The sequence below is a fragment of the Xenorhabdus szentirmaii DSM 16338 genome, from assembly GCF_002632585.1.
Lineage (GTDB): Bacteria > Pseudomonadota > Gammaproteobacteria > Enterobacterales > Enterobacteriaceae > Xenorhabdus > Xenorhabdus szentirmaii.
In genome coordinates, this window is record NZ_NIBV01000001.1 from 225,546 (window position 1) to 240,743 (window position 15,198).

The following is a 15,198-nucleotide window of genomic DNA, read 5'->3' on the forward strand; positions in this document are numbered from 1 at the left end:
GATGAGTGTTTATGCTCATCCTGTCTGAAAGATTAAGCGTGTTTCACTTCACCAATCGGCAAAACAGTACGGCCATATTGTTCATTCAGAACTTCAGCCATTGCCAGATAGAAAGCACTCGCACCACAGATAACGCCTTCAAAGCCCGCGAAGGTCAGAATGCCGGCATTGCCTGTGATATTGCCGATTGCCAACAAAGCAAACAGCAAAGTCAGGCTACCAAATACAAACTGCAAAACGCGGTTAGCCTTCAGCGTACCAAAGAACATGAACAGGGTGAAAATACCCCACAGGGCAAGGTAAACACCAAGGAATTCATGACTGGTTGCTTCAGCCAGCCCCATCGTCGGCAGGAAAAGTACCCCAATCAGACTCAACCAGAACATACCGTAAGAGGTAAATGCGGTTGCCGCAAAAGTATTTCCTTTTTTGTACTCAAAGATACCCGCAAGGACTTGAGCCAAACCACCGTAAAAAATTCCCATACTTAAAATGACAGACGTCAATGGGAAAAAACCTGCGTTGTGCAAGTTCAACAAAATGGTTGTCATACCAAAACCCATTAACCCCAATGGGCCTGGATTCGCCAACTTATTAGAATGCATACTTCCCCTAGAAACAAAACAAAGAGTAAAAAATTCTCATGGCACATTTTTGTGCCCAAAAGCCATAAAAGGCGGCGAATCATAATGTGATGCCATCAACTACACAATGGCCTCCGAAAAATTTTTTCATTCACCCTCACTTTTTTTTCTATCAGCCCCTTGATGATGGAATGAATGACCCCATTTAAGTTTCAACTACAGTTACTACCGATATTTCAACATCAGTTGAAAACATGAAATGAGGAATTTCTGGCAATCCGTGCCATTGAAAAGAAAGCATTCGTCCTCATATAGCTTAGTAACTTGACCGAATATTATGAATTCTCTGTGGAGGCGTTTAGATGGGTAAGATCATTGGTATCGACTTGGGAACTACCAACTCTTGTGTAGCAATTATGGACGGCACTACTGCTCGTGTGCTTGAAAACAGTGAAGGTGACCGTACCACACCTTCCATCATCGCATATACTCAGGACGGTGAAACTCTGGTTGGTCAACCAGCTAAACGTCAGGCTGTCACTAACCCGCAAAATACACTGTTCGCTATCAAGCGTCTGATTGGCCGTCGTTTTCAGGACGAAGAAGTTCAGCGCGACGAAGCTATCATGCCATACAAAATCATGGCTTCTGATAATGGCGATGCATGGCTGGAAGTGAAAGGCCAGAAAATGGCACCACCTCAGATTTCCGCTGAAGTTCTGAAAAAAATGAAGAAAACAGCAGAAGATTATCTGGGTGAAACGGTGACTGAAGCTGTTATCACCGTTCCTGCCTACTTCAACGATGCACAGCGTCAGGCAACCAAAGATGCCGGCCGCATTGCAGGTCTGGAAGTTAAGCGTATCATCAACGAACCAACCGCAGCGGCTCTGGCTTACGGTCTGGACAAAGAAGTCGGCAACCGTACTATCGCAGTTTATGACCTGGGTGGCGGTACTTTCGATATCTCTATCATCGAAATCGACGAAGTTGACGGCGAAAAAACGTATGAAGTTCTGGCAACCAATGGTGATACCCACCTGGGTGGTGAAGACTTCGACAGCCGCATGATCAACTACCTGGTTGATGAATTCAAAAAAGAACAAGGTATCGACCTGCGTAACGACCCACTGGCAATGCAGCGTCTGAAAGAAGCGGCAGAAAAAGCGAAAATCGAGCTTTCTTCCGCACAACAGACTGACGTAAACCTGCCATACATCACCGCAGATGCAACCGGTCCTAAGCACATGAACGTAAAAGTTACCCGTGCGAAACTGGAATCTCTGGTTGAAGATCTGGTTAAACGTTCTATCGAGCCACTGAAAGTTGCTCTGAATGACGCAGGCCTGTCTGTATCTGACATTCAGGACGTGATTCTGGTGGGTGGTCAGACTCGTATGCCAATGGTGCAGAAAGCGGTCGCAGACTTCTTCGGTAAAGAGCCACGCAAAGACGTAAACCCGGATGAAGCGGTTGCTATAGGTGCAGCAGTTCAGGGTGGCGTACTGGCAGGTGACGTGAAAGACGTTCTGCTGCTGGACGTAACACCACTGTCTCTGGGTATCGAAACCATGGGCGGCGTAATGACTTCCCTGATTTCTAAGAACACCACTATCCCAACCAAGCATAGCCAAGTGTTCTCTACTGCTGAAGACAACCAGTCCGCGGTAACTATCCACGTACTGCAAGGTGAGCGTAAGCGCGCCGGCGATAACAAGTCCCTGGGTCAGTTCAACCTTGACGGCATTCAGCCAGCAATGCGCGGTACTCCACAGATCGAAGTCACTTTCGACATCGATGCTGATGGTATCCTGCATGTTTCTGCAAAAGACAAAAACTCTGGCCGTGAGCAGAACATCACCATCAAGGCATCTTCTGGTCTGAACGAAGAAGAAATCCAACAAATGGTACGTGATGCTGAAGCAAACGCAGAAGCTGACCGTAAATTTGAAGAGCTGGTTCAGATTCGTAACCAAGCTGACCAGCTGATCCACGGTACTCGTAAGCAAGTTGAAGAAGCGGGCGACAAACTGACTGCTGACGACAAAGCGGCAATCGAGAAAGCATCTTCTGAGCTGGAAACTGCGTCGAAAGGCGAAGACAAAGCTGAAATCGAAACAAAAATTCAGGCTCTGGTTGAAGCATCCCAGAAACTTCTGGAAATCGCACAGCAACAAGCTCAGGCTGGCGCTGCTGATGCAGGTGCAGGCAACGCGAAGAAAGAAGACGACGCCGTAGACGCTGAATTCGAAGAAGTTAAAGACAAAAAATAATAGCCCTTGACGGGCAAATTAACAGAAAGTAACAGGGCGCCTGTTACTTGTTAACTGACACGGGCGTTGAGGTAACTCCACGCCCGTGTGTGCGTGTTAAGGGTAAACAATACAATGGCAAAAAAAGATTATTACGAAGTTTTGGGAGTATCCAAAACAGCTGACGAAAAAGAGATCAAAAAAGCCTATAAAAGGCTGGCAATGAAATATCATCCCGACCGTAATCAGGGTGATAAAGAAGCAGAAAATAAATTCAAAGAAATTAAAGAATCCTATGAAATCCTGACCGATTCGCAGAAGCGTGCCGCTTATGACCAATACGGTCACGCCGCCTTTGAACACGGTGGTATGGGTGGCGGAGCAGGTGGTTTCGGTGGCGGAGCTGACTTTAGCGATATCTTTGGTGACGTTTTCGGAGATATTTTCGGTGGCGGTCGACGTCAGCAGCGTGCCAGCCGTGGCTCAGACCTGCGTTACAACATGGAACTGACACTGGAAGAAGCCGTCCGTGGTGTGACCAAAGAGATCCGAATTCCAACATTGGAATCCTGCGATAGCTGCCATGGCAGCGGAGCCAAGGCAGGAACAAGCCCTGAAACCTGTTCAACCTGTCACGGAGCAGGCCAAGTCCATATGAGACAAGGGTTCTTCACCGTTCAGCAGCCTTGTCCTCAGTGCCACGGGCGCGGGAAAACCATCAAAGAGCCTTGTGGCAAATGTCATGGACATGGCCGCGTTGAAAAATACAAAACCCTCTCTGTTAAAATTCCGGCAGGTGTTGATACCGGTGATCGCATTCGCTTGGGTGGTGAAGGTGAAGCAGGCGAACATGGTGCCCCGGCGGGTGATTTGTATGTACAGGTTCAGGTCAAGACTCACCATATCTTCGAGCGTGATGGCAGCAACCTCTATTGTGAAGTTCCCATCAATTTCGCAACAGCCGCATTGGGTGGCGAAATTGAAGTGCCAACCCTTGATGGTCGCGTCAGCCTGAAGATCCCGGCAGAAACTCAGACTGCCAAGCTGTTCCGCATGAAAGGAAAAGGCGTTAAATCTGTTCGTGGTGGCGCACAAGGTGACTTGCTGTGCCGTGTTGTCGTAGAAACACCGGTTAAGCTTAACGAAGAACAAAAAGAGCTGATGCGTAAATTAGGTGAATCTTTTGGTGGAAAAAGTGGCGAAAACAATAGCCCCCGCTCTAAAAGCTTCCTTGATGGCGTAAAGAAATTTTTTGATGATTTGACAAAGTAATTTAATGCTTTTGTAAGATCTTTTATAACATTCCCCTGAATATCTCTTTTAAGTTATGAATTAGCTTGCTAAGAATAAAAGGGGAATCGTTATATCCAATAAAACAAGCTGTTATTACAGTATTTATTTTTTTGACATTAGCCAGTTATTAAAAGTTTCATTTCGATCTTCCTCTTTTATAGCATAGTAAACCATTGTGACTGCTCCCCGCCGTAAACGGCAAGGCTTCCCACTTCTCAGGCCGTAACCGTCTGTTTGACGGATTTACGCTGGCCTCCATGGGCAGAGACGACGAGTCACGCCGCCTGTAATTCCATTATGCCTTTGTGCCGGATGTTAATTGCCGCGTTGATATCGCGGTCATGTTCAACACCACAACAAGGACATTGCCAGATGCGCTTATTCAGCGGCATTTCCGGCATTTTGTGACCACAACAATGGCAGGTTTTCGAACTGGCGAACCATTGTTCCAGTTTCACCAGATGCACGCCTTTCTCTGCGGCTTTATATTCCAGTTTCGTGATGAATCCATTCCATCCTGCATCGCCGATGGCACGGGCGAGATGATAGTTTTTCATCATGTTCGCCGATTTCAGCGTCTCTACAATTACCGCTTGGTTTTCTTCAACAATTGTGCGGGACAGTCTGTGTTGAAAATCAGCACGGGCATTGGCTACCCGTTCGTGTACATCTGCAAGCTGTAGGCGGGCTTTGCGACGATTCGCACTGCCTTTTTTCTTACGGAATAAGGCCTTCTGTTTACGTCTCAGATTACGGCTGGCCTGATCCCTTTGATTGAAACATCTTTTTCTGTATCAGTCGCTATGGCCGCACAGTTAGTGACAGCTTTTACATTGGCATATGTCTTGGGTTCTCCGTTATTTGTTGCAATGTTACCCATGAATAAGCAAAGACAAGGGCTTTTGTTAGCACTTGCTATTTTCTTTGTGGCAAATGCAGCAAGTACACTAAGAACTAATTTTCACACTTTATTAGTACTACAGCCGTAACGGCTCTGTAATCATAAGGTTATCCCTACGGCGATAATGACATTGTTGTGCACAGTATTGGTGTCGTCGTCGCCAAGATGACCAATGTAAAACCTGTTCGACGGTCTCTCCGGCCTTTTCCATCAATTTTGACAACAGCTTACGCAGTTCCGCCACACTGAAGGCTATCAGCCCCGTCGGCGTTTTTTTTCTCCCGTCTCCGTAAGACCGCCAGAACCGCATGGGCCAGTAGCGATAAGGTAATGTGCCGATACCCGCTATGCCATTGCCGCACTTCATAATGATCCCGACCGCATTCTCCCTTCGTTTCTTCAAAACCACATTCAATTTCCCAGCGATAGCCTGCCACCTGAGCCAGGGTTTTCAGATCAGCCTGTTCTCGGCGCGCATACACAACCTAGTAAGCCCGTGCCTGTTTTTCATCCCGGCGGCGCCGGACCAGCAAATAATGGCCATATTCCCGGTCTTTCTCACTCCGTTGTAAGCGCCAGAGTGGCACCAAAACCCAGTCATACTGACGTTCGCCTTTCGCTCCCCGCCCCGCAGAATGTGGTTCCCATTGTGGAGGCGTCAGGCTGTCCACAATGTGGTCCGCTCTGCGATAGGCCGGCCCTTGCCACCACAACGGTTCATTTTTGGGGATCGCCAGTACAAAGGGTTGATATCGGGACTCCAGCCAACAGCGCAGGCGACGATCCTGACCATAAACGGCATCGGCCGTCACCCAGCGACAGGGCACACCGGCCTCTAATGCGCGTTCCAGCATCTGCCGGGCGAGTTGCGGTTTGGTGGCAAAGGTGATCGGGTCAGGAATACCCGCGGCTTCACAGCGAGGCCGGTCATCCGTTCAGGGTTTGGGCAGGTATAACGCCCGGTCAATAAAGGCATGACCGCCCTGACCGGCATAACAGAGAAAGACGCCTATTTGGCTGTTTTCGACGCGCCCGGCGGTGCCACTGTATTGACGCTGAACCCCGGCAGAATGCGTGCCTTTTTTGATAAAGCCCGTTTCATCCACAATAAGTACACCCTGTTCATCGCCCAGATGTTCTGTCACATAATCCCGCAGAATATCGCGGGCGACGTCGACATCCCAATGAGTTCGCTCCAGCAGATGCTGAACGCCATCAGGCGTGCGTTCGCCTATCCATTCCGCCAGTTGCCAGCCATTTTTACGTTCAACGTCACTGAGCAGCCCCCGGAGATAAGCGAGGCTGCGTTGTTGTGGGCCGGGATGGTGAAACAAGGGAGCCAGACGGGTATGGAGTGAGAGAAGTGCCTGTTCCCAGGCATTGGTCGGTGAGTGCATTGAACACCTTCCCGTATTTTCAGGAAAAAAATGTCAGGGCTATCATGCCACAATGGGGCGTACGGCTGTAGTACTAGAACCGCTCAAAGGGTTGCAGGTCAATCATTAATTAAATCTGGATTAACTACTTCAATTAATGGAGGTAGTTTTAAAGATAATTTCGTTCAATCTTTACTTTCCACTACTGCTGATCAAATACATGCAGAAGGAGCTAAGTTAGTTTCAGAAAATACTCCTGCTTTAGGAATACCTGGAAAATTATTTAGTCATGCCGCGATTTCTGCTTTAGCCGCAGAAATTGGAGGAAATGATCCTCTGGCTGCATCTGCTGGAGCATTAGCAGCAGAAGTTGCAGTTCTCAGTATGGGTGAGAATTTTTACCAAGATACCACTAAAGGTTTACTTAAAACTAAAATTATAGGTGCTATTGCTGGAGGTATTGCTTCAAATAGTGCTGACGGAGTTCATAGTGGTGCCCATGCTGGTGAACTTGCTATTGAATTTAATTCACTAGCTGGAGATAAGGCTAGAAAGGCACTTGAAGCAGATGCAGACTATATGAAATTTTTAGTTCGTGAAAAGATGGGTGAAAATGTAGCATCCGCAATGGTTAATGGTGTGTTGGTTTTCTTGTACGAAACAGGTCATCTGGGAGTTGCTGGACTAGATACTACATTTGATGCAACAGCAGCCTTAATAACTTGTGCAACGGGAAGTAATTATTGTGATAGAGCAAGAAGTGATTTAGCTAAAAAAGATCAAGCTGTTGCAAATGCATTTGACTCTATTAGAAATGGCTATGCATGGGAAGGTATTAAGGTAACAGTAGCAAAAGCAGCTCAAGGTGATCAAAAATCTTTAGAAAATGTTGCAGGATTTTTAATAGGAGCTAAAGTACCTTTAGGAGTATTACGAGGAGAAGGGATTCTTAATAAAGTAACTATCAAACCTATTACACCAAAAGGTGGTGCTGGTGGAAATTGGAACGTACTAGATGAAATAGTCGATCCAAATGTAGTAAAACAAAAAACTCCAACAGGATGTGGTGCAGCATGTGGTGAGATGTTACTTAAAGATAGAAAAGTTCCCGTCTCTCAAACAGAATTAGGTGGAGGATTAAAAAGTCCTGAACAATTAGCTAGAGATCTCAATAAATATAGTAGTGATTGGGATGGTGGTTTTGTAGGATTAGAAAACTTTCACATATTAAATTCTACAGGTTCTTGGGCCGCTATGATGTGGGATCAAGGTAGTAGAATTGGTCATTGGGTAGTTGTAAAAGGTATTGATAAAGCAGGAAATATTTTGATACACGATCCGTGGAAAGGAACTAGCTATAAGATGACTATAGATAATTTTAATAAGGTGTGGAATGAAATTGCCGTGTTTAAACAAAAATAATGTACAGATCACTAGAATAGATTACGATAGTGATACTAAAAAAATTATTTTTTATTTTTTACATGCTAATGAAGAGAAAATACTTCCTGCTATTGTAAATAATGAAGAAGGAAAAGTAAAATTCATTTCTGCAATTGATGAATCCGATGAATTATTTAATTTTCTAATGTCTTTGATGATTATTGATTCTCAAGTTACTAAAAATTTTAATAGAGTTGCATGGAATTATATTGAGGGTAGAGAAGTTATTTTTCCTGTTCAACTGATTAGTTAAACGTTTAAAAGATCTCAGATTCAATAAAAATTTAAGTAAGTTTAAATAAAAAATTTATAGATCTGAGATATTTCTTAATTTATTGAGGAGTTACTGAAATGATTAAACTCTGTTCCTACTTCCATAAAACTAAACGTAAAATAAGTAAACTTCCAGATAACTCAATTATTGTTTCAGATATAGCAGGAGATACGCTAAGACTCATAATTTCAAGAAATGAAAATGAATTAATTAACCAAATGAAATTATTGGATTTTTCTTTAGTAACTTATGAGTCATATAAAAATGACTCTTCATCCCCCTATTTTATTGAATTATCTGCAAACAATGAAAATGATAAACTAGAAATAATTAAAAAATTAATTAGTAAAGGTGCTCTCTTTTCATATGGACATAGCTGGCATCCATCTGAAGTACTAAAATAGTATAAATATGATAAAGGAATTAAGTTAAAATAATATAAAGTTATAACTTGGATTGGCCCAGAAAATTATTATATTACAGAAGAGTAAAAATATTCCATTAATTTTTACAAGCCATTTGTTATTGTAATTTATTAAATTAGTTTAAATCCTATAAAATAACCTCTACATTTTTAGATTAACCTCTAAGAACAGAGACCATTAAATAAAAATGAGTTATTTATGATAATATTTAAAAACACTACCTATTTTGTGAAATTAGCTTCATTTTCTCTTGTATCTTTATTATTTTCTACTAATTCAGCTTTTTCAGGAGGTATAATTCCTAACGATGCGAATACTCAAGTTAAAAATATTAATAATGTTCCAGTTGTTAACATAGCTACTCCCACTCTTTCTGGAATGTCTAGAAATACCTATAAAGAATTTAACATTGAAAAACAGGGCCTGATTTTAAACAATTCACTGGATGTGATAAGTTCTGAATTAGCAGGTCAATTAGATAAAAACCCTAACCTTAAAAACAGATCCGCAGCATTAATTGTTAACGAAGTAGTTGGTGGTAATCAATCTCAACTATTAGGAGCTTTAGAAGTAGTTGGAGATAAAGCTAAAGTTATTATAGCCAACCCTAATGGCATTAGGGTCAATGGAGTTAATTTTATTAATAACAATGAATTTACTTTGACCACAGGTAAACCTACTTTTAATAAAAAAGATCTACTTACTTTAGACGTAACCAAAGGTAACATTACTGTTGGTGAAAAGGGTTTAGAGCTTAAAACTGAAGGAGGTAACGGCCCCAAAGGAGTTTCTCTTATTAGCAGGGCTTTAGAAGTAAATGGAATAATTAAAGCTCCCATCATTGTTGCAATGACCGGGGCCATATCACCTCATATGAAAGACCCTAGTCTGACTCGCTTAATTGCCGGTGAAGGAGCCAAACCTGAATTTTCAATTAATGTTAAAGAATTAGGTGGCATGTATGCTGATAGAATTCGGTTAACAAGTACTGAAAATGGAGTTGGTGTTAATTTACGTAATTTAAAAAGTCCTGAAATTCATGCAGGTGGTAATGGGGCTACGGTATATGTTACTACAAATGGATCTGAAGATATGAAAAACATACATTTTTATGGTGATGATACCACTAAGATATTTATAGATGGTGTACCCTATTAATGAAGTATATAAAAAGTTATATAGTATCGAGTAAAAATGGAGTTGATGTTAATTTAGATAATATGAAAGGAGATTTTACTGTAAATATTAAATGTGTCACTTATTAGAGATAAAATTTAAACTACATTAAAATAGTATATTTACTGAGAAATTTACTTATTTAGTATAGACATAAAAATTGTCCCTATAGGGGCAATTTTTATGTGAATGAAAGTGATACATTAATCTCAGAATATAATTATCAACCGATTATTTTCTATACAAAAATTTTTACAAAATTCATAATTACTTATTTTCCAATGAAATATTACCCTAATTTCATACCAATAATTCCCGCCACAATAACAACACAAGCCAATAATCGCATCTTATTGAAAGGCTCCCGCAAAATAACCACTGACAATAGCATCGCAAACAACACGCTTGTTTCCCGCAATGTAGCAACCAGCACGATAGGAGCATGGCTCATTGCCCAAATAACGATGCCATAACTCAATAACTGCATTAATCCGCCTAAAACTCCCTGCTTCCAATATTGGCGAATACTTTTTCCGATGGTATTTCGATATTTGGAATACATAATGACCCCCATTAGCCAGCCATTAATCGCAAACATCCAAAAAATATAAGTTAAAGCATTCTCACTGATACGGGAGCCGACACCATCGGACAAGGTATAACAGGCCGTAAATACCGAAGTGATAACCGCGGCCAGGAATGTTTTTTGATCCAACCGGATGGATTTTTTCCCTTTGGGAAAGGCAATTAGCATGATCCCCACTATAATTAAACCTACCCCCAGGATCGCAAAAGACGGCAACCTTTCCTGCAAAATTAGCCAACTCAGCAAAGCAGTAATTAATGGTGCACATCCTCTGGCAATCGGATAAACCTGGCTTAAATCTCCCGTTGTATAAGAACGGCTTAAAAACAGGCAATAACCTGTATGCAAAACAGCAGATAATACTAACCACGGCAAAGAGGCAGAAGTCGGTAAACCAACCCAGAGCAATCCCGGTGTTGCAATTATTCCGGCAAAAAAAACAATGATAGAGATGCCTAAGAACCGATCAACGCTGATCTTAACTAAAGCATTCCAACTCGCATGCAACAGAGCTGCACCAAGGACGGTTAAGAAGACTGAAGTGGTCACGGGATATTTTACTCATGTTATTAGCTAATTGGTGATAAAAGCATCTTCTATTATCTATTGTTATTTATCAATCTCCCACTCTGCCGAAAAAAACTACTTTCAAAAATAAATGATTCGAAAATAACGACTAAAATAGCACATATAAACTACTTTTTCCGATATAATAACTGTCATAACATTAGCACTTCGATCAATTTCATAGGTTATCTGTTTATGACTGCAATTATTCGCCAATTCTTGAAATTGGAGGCAGCTGGTGGAATTCTTCTCATCATTGCAGCCATTATCGCCCTGATTATGGCTAACACGCCATTAGACGGCATTTATCATCAATTTCTCAATCTTCCCGTTGCCGTACAGTTCGCCGCTTTAGAAATCAATAAGCCATTATTACTATGGATAAACGATGGATTAATGGCGGTGTTTTTCCTGATCGTCGGGCTGGAAGTCAAACGTGAGCTTATAGAAGGCTCACTTGCAGGCCGCGATAAGGCAATTTTTCCTGCCATTGCCGCACTTGGCGGAATGTTGGCCCCTGCTCTCGTCTATTTGCTGTTTAATGGAAACGATGACATTGCACGGCAAGGTTGGGCAATTCCGGCGGCAACAGATATCGCTTTTGCGCTTGGCATCATGGCCTTGTTGGGAAAAAGAGTTCCCACCGCATTAAAAGTATTTTTACTTGCGTTGGCAATTATTGATGACTTGGGTGTCATCGTTATTATTGCCTTGTTTTACACCAAAACAGTTTCTTTGACGGCACTTGCTCTTGCCGCGGCCATGATCGCGATACTGGCCTGGATGAACTGGAAAGGAATAGCCAAAACCTCCGCTTATCTGGTTGTAGGCATTGTTTTGTGGGTTTGTATCTTAAAGTCAGGTGTTCATGCCACACTTGCAGGTGTTATCGTTGGTTTTTTGATCCCTCTTCGCGATAAGAAAGGAGAATCCCCCTCAGAAGCGTTGGAGCATGAACTTCATCCTTGGGTAGCCTATTTGATTCTCCCTTTATTTGCCTTTGCCAATGCGGGGGTTTCATTGCAGGGCGTCACATTGAATGGCTTAACCAGTATGCTGCCTGTTGGTATTGCCCTTGGTTTATTCATTGGCAAGCCATTGGGGATCTTTTTGTTTAGCTGGATCTCAGTAAAACTGGGTATTGCTAAGCTACCGGAAAAAATCGGCATGAAACAAATCTTCGCCGTTTCCGTACTTTGTGGGATCGGTTTTACCATGTCCATTTTTATTTCGGGACTGGCATTTGAAGGCCAGGACGATGCTTTCAGTACCTACTCTCGCTTAGGTATTTTAATTGGTTCTACGACTGCCGCAATAATCGGTTATGGGCTATTAAACTTGCTATTGCCCAAGATATTGCCAAAGAAAAAAACGTAGCCAAACGTAGATGAATAGATTAATTTAAGCGCAGTTCCATTATCAATTGCCGAAATTACTCATTCCTTTGATATCGGCGGCATAACATGAACCACCGCTGTGCCGCTGATATTTCACCTCAACAAAAAATAGGAGAACGCTACAGTCTGGCGGCCTACAATGTATATTGTCAGGGCTGTTAATACCGACAAATTTCAAATTACAGTATGGTGGTCAATAAATAGACCTTCGGTCACAAGCTGAATATGGCGACATGATCCGGAACAGCCAACGAAACTGCGTCTTGAAAGATGAAAGGTATACAGATGTGAGGCAATACAAGGATAAAAATATGCGGGTTTCACATTTAAATTTTAACCATCTTTATTATTTTTGGCACGTTTGCAAGGAAGGCTCTGTTGTCGGCGCAGCAGAAGCATTATATCTAACACCACAAACTATTACCGGGCAAATTAAGGCATTAGAAGAACGCCTCGGTGGGAAACTCTTCAAACGCCAAGGCAGAGGCTTAGTCCCTTCTGAATTAGGACAGCTGATTTTCCGTTATGCGGATAAAATGTTTACCCTTAGTCAGGAAATGCTGGACATCGTTACTTATAGCCGTGAATCAAATCTGCTGTTTGATGTCGGTGTCGCTGATGCACTGTCCAAAACCTTAGTCAGCAAAGTGCTGGAAACGGCCGTTGCAGAACATGAAAAAATTCACTTGCGCTGTTTTGAATCAACCCATGAAATGCTGCTTGAACAACTCAGTCAGCATAAACTGGATATGATCCTGTCAGATTGTCCGGTCGATTCGTCACAACAGGAAGGACTATTTTCAGTAAAATTAGGTGAATGCAACATTAGTTTTTACTGTCGCCAGCCAATTCCTGAAAAATCGTTTCCTGAGTGTTTGGAAGAGCGCCGCTTGCTGATCCCGGGTCGTCGTTCAATGCTGGGCAGAAAACTTCTGACCTGGATACACAATAAAAACCTTCAGGTTGAAGTGTTGGGCGAATTTGATGACGCTGCGTTGATGAAAGCCTTTGGTATGTACCACAATGCCATTTTCATTGCGCCTTCTTTCTACGCCAATGACATTTTTGCAGATAGTGATATTGTTGAGATAGGGCGATTAGACGCCGTTCAGGAAGAGTATTACGTCATTTTTGCCGAGCGAATGATCCAGCATCCGGCAGTTCAAAGGGTATGCAACAAGGATTTTTCTGCTTTATTCAATACACCGCTTAAAAGCAGCCCTGAAAAATTACGTTAGAACAATGCTGAAATGACTTTAAGCTCATCGTCTGCAAATGAGCAGATACAAAAAAACCGGCTAAATGCCGGTTTTTTTCAGCATAACCAAAACAAATAATTACATTGCTTTGATTTGCGCTGCCAGAGCAGATTTATGACGTGCTGCTTTGTTTTTGTGGATCAGACCCTTGCAGGCGTGACGATCAACAATTGGTTGCATGTCATTGAATGCTTTCTGTGCAGCTTCTTTATCGCCAGCAGCGATGGCCGCGTATACTTTCTTGATAAAAGTACGCACCATAGAACGACGGCTTGCATTGTGCTGACGGCGTTTCTCAGACTGTACGGCGCGTTTCTTAGCTGATTTGATATTAGCCAAGGTCCAACTCCCAAATATATTCTATCGAGGACAATTCAAAGGCCGAGGAATATGCCTGTTCAGCCTTCTTTTGTCAATGGATTTGTGCAAATAAGCGTCGCTGTACGACGACGCTGGTTACGTTGTGATGGGGCGGGATTTTATCAGCTTACTGAAAGGGAATACAGTCTTTCGCAATAAAAAACTGAATGAATCACAGATAAATGCGATAAATTAAATATTTTTCGGGCATCTGGCCTATTTTTATTGTATGAATCAGGTTATTAATTAAAACCCTTTGTGATCGTGGGTTAACCTTGCACGTCGTACAAGGTATAATCCGGCAATTTCCACGGTATTGAGCCAGCTATGGAGCTAATTCGCGGTATACACAATATCCGGGCGCGTCACCATGGTTGCGTGCTGACGATTGGTAATTTTGATGGTGTCCATCGCGGGCATCAAGCTTTATTAAAACACTTGAAGCAAGAAGGGTTGCGTCTCGGATTACCGACTATGGTCATGATCTTCGAACCGCAGCCACTGGAAGTTTTTGTTGCAGATAAATCGCCAGCTCGCCTGACGCGGCTAAGAGATAAAATAAAATATCTGGTACGAAATGGCGTTGATTACCTGTTGTGTGTGAAATTTGACAAACATTTTGCAGCCAACTCGCCTGAATCCTTTGTTTCACAGTTGCTCGTTGAAAAACTGGGTGTTAAGTTTCTGGCAATAGGGGATGATTTCCGTTTTGGTAAAAATCGCCTCGGCGATTTTCAATATTTGCAACAAGCAGGTAAACAATACCATTTTGATGTCGCCAGCACAGGCAGCTTTTGTGACAGCGGTCTTCGGATCAGCAGTACAGCCATTCGTCAGGCATTGCAAGATGATGATCTGGCCTTGGCAGAGCTATTATTGGGGCATCCCTACAGCATAAGCGGCAGAGTCGTTCACGGTAAACAGCTGGGGCGTACCATCGGGTTTCCCACGGCTAACTTACCATTGAAGCGGCTGGTTGCACCTGTTAAGGGTGTTTATGCTGTTGAAGTCCATGGATTGGGGGATAAACCCTTGCCGGGGGTTGCCAATATAGGCAATCGCCCCACCGTTGCGGGCCAAGGCCAACAACTCGAAGTACATTTGATTGATGCCCGGATGGATCTCTATGGGCGTCATATCGACGTGGTGTTACGCAAAAAATTGCGTGATGAGCAGCGGTTTGCTTCGCTTGATGCGCTTAAACAGCAAATCGCAAATGATGTGGTTGCCGCAAGAAATTATCTCTTGCAGCGATCCGAGTCATGTATCTGATATCCAATAGATTTCATTTTACGGCATGACGGC

General features: G+C 42.8%; 12 protein-coding genes and 2 pseudogenes. 9 read left to right on the forward strand and 5 right to left on the reverse strand.

Annotated features, from left to right (window positions below):
* Positions 1–32: 32 nt before the first annotated feature.
* A complete protein-coding gene (satP, locus tag Xsze_RS01090; RefSeq protein WP_038238635.1) occupies positions 33–605 on the reverse strand; it encodes an acetate uptake transporter in 573 nt (190 codons plus the stop codon).
* A gap of 341 nt (positions 606–946) precedes the next feature.
* On the opposite strand from satP, the gene dnaK reads away from it, so the two are divergent.
* Together dnaK and dnaJ are read left to right on the forward strand one after the other, a co-directional pair.
* On the forward strand, positions 947–2,857 hold the full coding sequence (gene dnaK, locus Xsze_RS01100) for a molecular chaperone DnaK (protein ID WP_038238636.1): 1,911 nt from the start codon (positions 947–949) through the stop codon (positions 2,855–2,857).
* A 114-nt stretch (positions 2,858–2,971) separates the two neighbouring features.
* Positions 2,972–4,108, forward strand: a complete 1,137-nt coding sequence (gene dnaJ / locus Xsze_RS01105) for a molecular chaperone DnaJ (protein WP_038238639.1) — start codon at positions 2,972–2,974, stop codon at positions 4,106–4,108.
* Between the two features lie 157 nt (positions 4,109–4,265).
* Here the strand turns inward: dnaJ and Xsze_RS01110 are convergent.
* Together Xsze_RS01110 and Xsze_RS01120 are read right to left on the reverse strand one after the other, a co-directional pair.
* Positions 4,266–4,890, reverse strand: a pseudogene (locus tag Xsze_RS01110) (RNA-guided endonuclease InsQ/TnpB family protein); the annotation flags it as partial.
* Between the two features lie 367 nt (positions 4,891–5,257).
* A pseudogene (locus Xsze_RS01120) lies at positions 5,258–6,427 on the reverse strand (IS701 family transposase).
* Positions 6,428–6,457: 30 nt separating this feature from the next.
* Here Xsze_RS01120 and Xsze_RS01125 point away from each other — a divergent pair.
* The 4 genes from Xsze_RS01125 (at position 6,458) to Xsze_RS01140 (ending at position 9,706) form a co-directional block, all read left to right on the forward strand.
* A complete protein-coding gene (locus Xsze_RS01125) occupies positions 6,458–7,828 on the forward strand; it encodes a DUF637 domain-containing protein (protein ID WP_099138452.1) in 1,371 nt (456 codons plus the stop codon).
* Positions 7,800–8,102 (forward strand): hypothetical protein, encoded by a 303-nt coding sequence (locus tag Xsze_RS01130; protein ID WP_038240550.1) that lies wholly within the window; start codon positions 7,800–7,802, stop codon positions 8,100–8,102. Before Xsze_RS01125 ends, Xsze_RS01130 begins: the two co-directional genes overlap by 29 nt.
* Before the next feature lie 98 nt (positions 8,103–8,200).
* The gene (locus Xsze_RS01135; protein WP_038240549.1) at positions 8,201–8,527 is read left to right on the forward strand and encodes a hypothetical protein; all 327 of its coding nucleotides are present in this window, start codon (positions 8,201–8,203) and stop codon (positions 8,525–8,527) included.
* A 219-nt stretch (positions 8,528–8,746) separates the two neighbouring features.
* Positions 8,747–9,706, forward strand: a complete 960-nt coding sequence (locus tag Xsze_RS01140) for a filamentous hemagglutinin N-terminal domain-containing protein (RefSeq protein WP_038240548.1) — start codon at positions 8,747–8,749, stop codon at positions 9,704–9,706.
* 307 nt (positions 9,707–10,013) lie between these two features.
* Here Xsze_RS01140 and Xsze_RS01145 read toward each other — a convergent pair whose 3' ends face one another.
* Positions 10,014–10,859 carry a DMT family transporter gene (locus Xsze_RS01145; RefSeq protein ID WP_038240547.1) on the reverse strand — a complete coding sequence of 282 codons (846 nt, stop codon included), beginning with the start codon at positions 10,857–10,859 and terminating at the stop codon, positions 10,014–10,016.
* A gap of 213 nt (positions 10,860–11,072) precedes the next feature.
* On the opposite strand from Xsze_RS01145, the gene nhaA reads away from it, so the two are divergent.
* Together nhaA and nhaR are read left to right on the forward strand one after the other, a co-directional pair.
* Positions 11,073–12,254, forward strand: a complete 1,182-nt coding sequence (gene nhaA, locus Xsze_RS01150) for a Na+/H+ antiporter NhaA (RefSeq protein ID WP_038240546.1) — start codon at positions 11,073–11,075, stop codon at positions 12,252–12,254.
* Positions 12,255–12,585: 331 nt separating this feature from the next.
* The gene (gene nhaR / locus Xsze_RS01155; protein ID WP_038240545.1) at positions 12,586–13,512 is read left to right on the forward strand and encodes a transcriptional activator NhaR; all 927 of its coding nucleotides are present in this window, start codon (positions 12,586–12,588) and stop codon (positions 13,510–13,512) included.
* 99 nt (positions 13,513–13,611) lie between these two features.
* On the opposite strand, the gene rpsT is transcribed toward nhaR, so the two are convergent.
* Positions 13,612–13,872, reverse strand: a complete 261-nt coding sequence (rpsT, locus tag Xsze_RS01160) for a 30S ribosomal protein S20 (protein ID WP_038240544.1) — start codon at positions 13,870–13,872, stop codon at positions 13,612–13,614.
* A 348-nt stretch (positions 13,873–14,220) separates the two neighbouring features.
* Between rpsT and ribF the strand changes: the two genes are divergently transcribed.
* Positions 14,221–15,165: a bifunctional riboflavin kinase/FAD synthetase gene (ribF, locus tag Xsze_RS01165; protein WP_038240543.1), complete on the forward strand. Its 945-nt coding sequence runs from the start codon at positions 14,221–14,223 to the stop codon at positions 15,163–15,165.
* Positions 15,166–15,198 lie beyond the last annotated feature (33 nt).

Excerpts from the sequence above, each read along its gene's own strand:
- satP (WP_038238635.1), bottom strand. The coding sequence starts at position 605 with ATGCATTCTAATAAGTTGGCGAATCCAGGCCCATTGGGGTTAATGGGT.
- dnaK (WP_038238636.1), top strand. The coding sequence starts at position 947 with ATGGGTAAGATCATTGGTATCGACTTGGGAACTACCAACTCTTGTGTA.
- dnaJ (WP_038238639.1), top strand. The coding sequence starts at position 2,972 with ATGGCAAAAAAAGATTATTACGAAGTTTTGGGAGTATCCAAAACAGCT.
- Xsze_RS01125 (WP_099138452.1), top strand. The coding sequence starts at position 6,458 with ATGTCAGGGCTATCATGCCACAATGGGGCGTACGGCTGTAGTACTAGA.
- Xsze_RS01130 (WP_038240550.1), top strand. The coding sequence starts at position 7,800 with ATGAAATTGCCGTGTTTAAACAAAAATAATGTACAGATCACTAGAATA.
- Xsze_RS01135 (WP_038240549.1), top strand. The coding sequence starts at position 8,201 with ATGATTAAACTCTGTTCCTACTTCCATAAAACTAAACGTAAAATAAGT.
- Xsze_RS01140 (WP_038240548.1), top strand. The coding sequence starts at position 8,747 with ATGATAATATTTAAAAACACTACCTATTTTGTGAAATTAGCTTCATTT.
- nhaA (WP_038240546.1), top strand. The coding sequence starts at position 11,073 with ATGACTGCAATTATTCGCCAATTCTTGAAATTGGAGGCAGCTGGTGGA.
- nhaR (WP_038240545.1), top strand. The coding sequence starts at position 12,586 with ATGCGGGTTTCACATTTAAATTTTAACCATCTTTATTATTTTTGGCAC.
- ribF (WP_038240543.1), top strand. The coding sequence starts at position 14,221 with ATGGAGCTAATTCGCGGTATACACAATATCCGGGCGCGTCACCATGGT.